Raw genomic sequence first — 6,455 nt, forward strand, 5'->3', positions numbered from 1 at the left:
AAAGAGGTTCAAGATACGTTACTCAATAACTTTAAAGCTGGCCGACGTAACTATACGATTTTTCAAGTTGGTAAAGCTACGCTACTACGAGTCAGTGATGTCATGTACTTAAAACAGACCGATATTTTTAATCTGGACGGTTCTATTAAACAAAATGCGTTCATTCATGATCGAAAAACCGGTAAGCCTAATACCTTGTACCTTAAACCAGTTCAAACAGAACTCTTATTGTACCGTCAATGGCTGCTTGATCATCAGCTGGATTCTGAATGGCTCTTTCCTTCCCTTCAACACCCCGAGCGCCATATCACGGAAAAACAGTTTTATAAGATTATGGCACGAGTTGGTGATCTTCTAGGAATTAACTATCTAGGAACGCATACCATGCGTAAAACAGGTGCGTATCGTGTTTATACGCAATCAAACTATAATATTGGGTTAGTCATGCATTTATTAAACCATTCAAGCGAAGCCATGACCTTAACCTATCTTGGTCTAGATCAAGCCAGTCAAGAAACTATGCTCGATCAAATTGATTTTGGATAATAGTCTACTAACAATAAATTTAATAAACTACAAATATTATTGTTAGCATTTAAAAGGGTATAATGATTTAGATACCAAGTGAATTGAGGGACGTTTAATGAAAAGTTTTTTGTTTTTTACTTTTATATTATTTGTAATTATCATAATATATCTTGTACTAAAAAAATCAAAATTAAAAAATATGAATTGCAATAACGATGAACAACAAAATATATCGATTTCACCTAGTCTTACGGTGGAAGATGACAAACCATTTGAAATTCCTATCACATTAGATCTAATTTCTGAAAGAACATTTGATGAAAGAAAGCTTTATGAAATTAAGGATTCAAATGTTATAGCAAGAATAAGTGAGACCATACCAGCTTTAACTAACATAGTAGCTAGAACTGTTACGAATAAAGGTTTGCAGTCTGTTGGTGAGGTATATCGAGTCATTATACCAAGTGGTGCAACCTTATCAAAATCAAAAAATTTGGAAGGTGCTGTTCGCGGATTTTATTCCAATGGAAAAGGTATTGCTGGTCAAGCAAATCTTGTTAAAGTCGACCCCTCTAAATTAAGTAAAGCATCTAAAGTAGCTAATGGTGTTGCAAATGTTATGAATGTTGCCTCTTTAGTTGTTGGTCAGTACTATATGTCTGAAGTAAATGACAAACTGCAAACCATGAATAAAAGCATCAGTGAAATAGGAGATTTTCAACAAAGAGAGTTTAAATCAAAAATATTTTCACTAATCACTAGAGTAGGTAAAATAAGTAAATTTAGTTCTGATATTTTAGAAAATGATGAGTTAAGAAATAGAATGTTAAATTCATTAGATTCCATAGAAGGCGAAGTAACGCAACTTCTGCAACAAGTTAATATTACGATTGACGATCTTTCCACACATAATAAACAAATTGACTTTAAAACATATTCAGAGAAGATAAATGAGTTCAACAAATTAGTTACCTATCAAAAAGTACTTGTCTCTTTATTGGAAGAAATCAGCAAGTTAACGTATTCATTGAATAGAGGAGCTATTAAAGCCGAAATATGCTATTCGATGTTCAATGGATATATGAATCAATCAAATGACAGTTTAGCAAAATTAAAGTTATGGCATGATAACCAAACAAAATATTTAGGAATAGACATAGATAATCATCGAATTAAAAAATATGGATTTGAAGGCGCTCTAGGTAAAGCGCAGGGGCTATTTAATAAAGACTTGGAATATAAACCTTTAGACGAAAATATAGAGGAAAAAATTATCTCACAAACGTTCAACAAAAGATTAGAAACGGCGTATCCCGATGAAGTATTAAACAAAGACATAGAGATTATTACCAAGGAGGGTAAACTCTATTATTTGAAGTAATTCATATAAAACAGATTGGCTCTGTTTTTATGTAGTATTATTACGATGTGTAGCATTCTTTTTGAGAAGAAAGAGTCATAAAAATGAGTGTTATATTTTTTTGATCCGTACGATAAAATTCTTATATTTTTAGTGGATGTACAAAAAAAATGAGTGAGTATTGTAAAAAGTTCAGCAAAAATTATCACTATCCGATATAGAAAAAATTCGCTAGCGCTGCAGAAGTCAAGCAGACAGTAAAATCAAATCAATCGGTAGCATAGCAGCTATGATTGCGTTTGAGTGCTGGCTCATTCGCCTCATCACTAGTCATCAGGGGCAAAATGGGTAGCAAGAAGTTGTGGAGTTCAGAGGAGAGAACCTTAGATGCTTAATGATGTCAAAAGTAAGATCAACGACAAGGTTGATGCATTCCGGCAGTACCGTGAAGAGCAAGTCCGTCAGAAACGGGAACTGGCTGAAACAAGGGCTCGGGCTGAGAGAGAAAAGATTCGCCACGAAAAAGAAATTTTGCTCGCGCTCAGCGATAAAGAGTTAATGGTCGAGGCGATTATGTTGCTTAGAGGGTACAATGAGCGCATTACCGATATTGAAGCGGAACAGGCGGATCTGGATTCACGTATGGACTCGGCAGAGGCGGATGTGAGAGCGTTGGAGTTTAAGAATTCGGATCAATAACTGTAGGCCACTTGCTGACAGTCATGATTGTTACCAAACCTGCACAACAGCGGCCGTCCAAAATTATGTATAAGTAAAATTCAGAGTGTAATTGCCATCAGTAGGGAGTAAAGCACATGCAGACGTTGAACTATTCAGTCCAGAACAACAAAGTTAGTGACCTCATCAATTGGATTGGTGAAGGCAGAATCGGTTTACCGGAGCTGCAGCGGCCGTTTGTTTGGAAGTCCTCGAAGGTGCGAGACTTGATCGATTCCCTTTATCGAGGATTCCCAATTGGCTACATTATTACGTGGAGTAACCCTGATGTCCGGTTAAAAGATGGTACCAAGGCTCGTGGTAAGACACTAATGATTGATGGTCAGCAGCGGGTCACCGCTTTACGTGCCGCCATTGCGGGTGAAAAGGTGATGGATAAGCGTTTTGAAATGAAGCGAATCTGCATCGCCTTCAATCCTAAAACCGAGGAATTTGCAACCCGCACGGCGGCGATTGCGAGAGATCCAGCGTGGATTGATGACATCGCCGTTTTGTTTAAGGACGATTTTAATCCGTTCGGTTTCGTCACGAAGTTTTCCTCCAAAAATGGCTATGACGTCAATAAAGTTGCCGCCGTGATTGACAGTGTTCGGATGCTAGCCAACAACGAGATTGGTAATATTCAACTGTCCCACCGCTTGAGTATTAATGCAGTCACCGAGGTGTTCAACCGGATTAACTCTAAGGGGACTGTGCTTTCCTCGGCTGACTTCATCATGTCTAAACTGTCGGCGGACACTGAACATCACGGTGACATGTTGCGTAAAACGGTGGAGTACTTTACGCGGCTATTGCATGATGGGACGGCGCTGGACGATATTACCAGCAACGACACGCCATTTGCCAGCTCTGACTATTACCGAATGGTGGCTTGGGCCGCTAACGAAAACAGCAACCTTTACTTACCAGAGTTTGGTGACATCTTCCACATCATCCTCAACGTTAAGTTCAATCGTGGTAAGCATTCAGACTTGATTAGTCTGGTCTCAGGGCGTGACTTTACCACCAAACAGTACACGCAGGCAGCAATGGATGATACTTACATGCGTCTCTCTGCAGGCATCAATCTCGTGACCGATAGGAGCAATTTCCAGCGCTTCGTCATGATTCTACGCGGAATGGGAGTGGTGACCAGTGATAGAACCAAGATTCAGGGAACCGGTGTCCTTAACTTTGGTTACGCGTTGTATCTGTTGCTCAAACAGGAAATGCATACTGGCTTATCCAATAGCCAAATTGAGAATGTGGTACGCCGGTGGATTTTGCTGTCAATTTTGACACATCGGTATAGTGGCTCTTCGGAAACGCAGAGTGAAGCTGACATTAAGATGTTTCGTAACGGTGACCCATTAGTAGTGCTCACGATGCAGGAAAAATTAAATCTCACGGATGAATTCTGGACCGACATGTTACCGAAAAACTTGGTCACGTCGAGTGCGGTTACAAATCTGTGGCGAGTATTCTTAATGTCGCAGGTACGCAAGCAAAGTCATCTTTGGCTTGAGCGGGATTTATCTCTGGTTGATGCACTGACGGAAGAGGGCAATGTCCATCATATCTTCCCGAGGGCATACCTGATTAAGCACGGCTTTGGTAAGAGCGAGTACAATCAAATTGCCAATTACGTATTTCTATCGCAACCGCGTAATCTACAGATTTCTGATCAGGCGCCAAAGGATTACTTGTCTAACCCAGATATTATGCATTACGGTAGTGCTGAAAACTTTTCGGAAAACGCAATGCCGTTGTCACTGAGGACAATGGATTACACGAGCTACGAAAGTTTTCTTGAGCAACGACGGATACTAATGGCGGATAGCATTCGGCGATTATATTATTCGTTTGCACTAGCCTAGATTGCAATACTAAAGTTACCACCTAGAAAAAGAAAAGGAATACCACTCTGGTGATACTCAAAATTCGTTAGTGCAGTGCCCGTTAAAAACGCGACAACCACATGCAGGTTATCGCGTTTTTAATTACCTACTTCTCCGATGATCTGCGGAACACTTATATGTTACAGGTGTTTTTACGGTATTTTGCTAGCTACATTAGGTTACACTCAACTTGGTTATTTCCTTCAACTCAACACCCCGATCGACACATTACTGAAAAGCAATTTTATAAAATAATGAGTAAGACTGGTGACTTGTTAGGTATTAATTACTTAGGCACGCATACAATGCGTAAGACTGGTGCTTACCGCGTCTACACCCAATCAAATTATAATATTGGCTTAGTCATGAACTTGTTAAACCATTCCAGTGAAGCCATGACACTAACTTATTTAGGCTTAGACCAGGCTAGTACTGAAACGATGCTGGATCAAATTGATTTTGGTTAGGAGGCCGGCTTTATGGATTTAGATTTTAAATCAAACAAGTATGATCTTTTTGATGATTGGCATCAAAACAAGACTAAACAAGCCTTTACACAAAAATTGCAACAACAAGCTCAAATTGAAAAAACACACCTGCCACAATTATTGTCGCGTGAAGATTTAAAAATTCGTTGGCAGATGAACTCTCGTCAAAGTGTTCACCAAGTTGCTAGTAAGCCTGATTTTCCGCAACCCGTTTTTGCTTTTAATCATGGTAAGACGCCACTTTACTTAGCAACTGAAATTCAAATTTTCGAAATTAATCACCCCTGGGTGATAACTCCTGGTGCTCGGCTTGCTTATAGTCATTGGATCCTTCGTAATGTGATTGATTAATCTTGAGATTTGGCTCTAGGATTTTTATCGTTGGCGCTAGCCTTCTAATACAAATAATCCCCATCAAAATGGGGATTAAATCTACCCTTGACACTTGTCAAGGGTGTAAGTGCGCATTGACCTCATTTCACTCGGTCTGCTGATAACCATACAATCAATTTTTCTCGTTATTTAATTGAGCATATTTTTAATTCAATTTATGTTTTCACCTAAACTAAGATTGTTATGTTTTAAATATTTAAAAAGTGTTGCGGATTACGCTGTTTTAAGCCAATTTTTTTAATCGTTCTGTGCAAAGAATCTTTATAAGTTTGGTAACAAATTTTGAATAACGGTACTGTAAAATCTGTGAATCTAAATTGAAATCATTATTTTGATGTTAGGAGTAATCAAGATGGACGAAAAGAAAGTATTAAAACCAATTGATGAAATGCTCATTGATCCATGGCAAGTTGATATTCAAGAATTGTTTGAAGCTTCTGTCAATGAACCTGACGAAATCAAAAGGAATTTGTATGATTCCCTATATACTTATGTTTTGCAAAAAAGACAAGAAGATATTATTAATCGTCCTGGCTTCGTTATTTAGCCCTCTAAAAAGCCTGCTGAGGGCTTTTTATTTTTGCTTTGGTATAAATACATATAAACAGTCTCAAAATCGCTAGAAACGAGAAATAAGGCCCTTAAAAACGAATATAGCAGTTAGATTCTTGTTGAGATTCAGAAAAACTAACTGTTTGCTGTCAATGGTAGCGGACGAGCGTAGCGTGGGAGCATAAGGAATTGACAGCTCTAAACCAGTCTTAACACTGAAATTGCGAAAGCCAAAGTTTTATAGAAACTTTGCTTTCCTGCCTAACGGCGAGTGAAAAAGCAGTCAAGCTGGCTCAGCTTGGACGGGGTTCGGGGCGTCAGCGCCCGAATTAATGTGGCTTGCCACACCTTTTATGCAACGAACAGAGTGAGGCGCAAGGAGCATAGCGACTGGAGTTTAATGTGAGCCGTTTTTTGGCTCACTCCTTTGTGTTTTTTTGTTTTAGGTTTGTATCTCGTACAGTGGTGCCTCTTATATACCTCTTTTATAAACCTCTTTTAAACCTCTTTTAGACCCCT

6 protein-coding genes and 1 pseudogene are annotated in these 6,455 nt (G+C 38.8%); all 7 read left to right on the forward strand.

Annotated features, from left to right (window positions below; genetic code table 11):
* On the forward strand, nt 1–546 hold a 546-nt coding region (locus FFM70_RS13465; RefSeq protein WP_137617363.1), incomplete at its 5' end, for a site-specific integrase.
* A 97-nt stretch (nt 547–643) separates the two neighbouring features.
* On the forward strand, nt 644–1,909 hold the full coding sequence (locus FFM70_RS13470) for a topoisomerase IV (RefSeq protein ID WP_137617364.1): 1,266 nt from the start codon (nt 644–646) through the stop codon (nt 1,907–1,909).
* A gap of 366 nt (nt 1,910–2,275) precedes the next feature.
* Nucleotides 2,276–2,587, forward strand: coding sequence for a hypothetical protein (locus FFM70_RS13475; protein ID WP_137617365.1), 312 nt, complete (start codon nt 2,276–2,278; stop codon nt 2,585–2,587).
* Between the two features lie 116 nt (nt 2,588–2,703).
* Nucleotides 2,704–4,482 carry a GmrSD restriction endonuclease domain-containing protein gene (locus FFM70_RS13480; RefSeq protein ID WP_137617366.1) on the forward strand — a complete coding sequence of 593 codons (1,779 nt, stop codon included), beginning with the start codon at nt 2,704–2,706 and terminating at the stop codon, nt 4,480–4,482.
* A 197-nt stretch (nt 4,483–4,679) separates the two neighbouring features.
* Nucleotides 4,680–4,970, forward strand: a pseudogene (locus tag FFM70_RS13485) (tyrosine-type recombinase/integrase); the annotation flags it as partial.
* Nucleotides 4,971–4,982: 12 nt separating this feature from the next.
* Complete coding sequence (locus tag FFM70_RS13490; protein ID WP_137617367.1) at nt 4,983–5,342, forward strand: hypothetical protein; 360 nt, start codon at nt 4,983–4,985, stop codon at nt 5,340–5,342.
* Between the two features lie 376 nt (nt 5,343–5,718).
* Nucleotides 5,719–5,931 carry a hypothetical protein gene (locus FFM70_RS13495; protein ID WP_171002384.1) on the forward strand — a complete coding sequence of 71 codons (213 nt, stop codon included), beginning with the start codon at nt 5,719–5,721 and terminating at the stop codon, nt 5,929–5,931.
* The last annotated feature ends 524 nt before the right edge of the window (nt 5,932–6,455 follow it).

The organism is Lactiplantibacillus nangangensis (assembly GCF_005405065.1).
GTDB lineage: Bacteria > Bacillota > Bacilli > Lactobacillales > Lactobacillaceae > Lactiplantibacillus > Lactiplantibacillus nangangensis.

Bases quoted from the DNA above. Each gene is read 5' to 3' on its own strand.
- FFM70_RS13480 (WP_137617366.1), top strand. From the start codon at position 2,704: ATGCAGACGTTGAACTATTCAGTCCAGAACAACAAAGTTAGTGACCTC.
- FFM70_RS13490 (WP_137617367.1), top strand. From the start codon at position 4,983: ATGGATTTAGATTTTAAATCAAACAAGTATGATCTTTTTGATGATTGG.
- FFM70_RS13470 (WP_137617364.1), top strand. From the start codon at position 644: ATGAAAAGTTTTTTGTTTTTTACTTTTATATTATTTGTAATTATCATA.
- FFM70_RS13475 (WP_137617365.1), top strand. From the start codon at position 2,276: ATGCTTAATGATGTCAAAAGTAAGATCAACGACAAGGTTGATGCATTC.
- FFM70_RS13495 (WP_171002384.1), top strand. From the start codon at position 5,719: ATGTTAGGAGTAATCAAGATGGACGAAAAGAAAGTATTAAAACCAATT.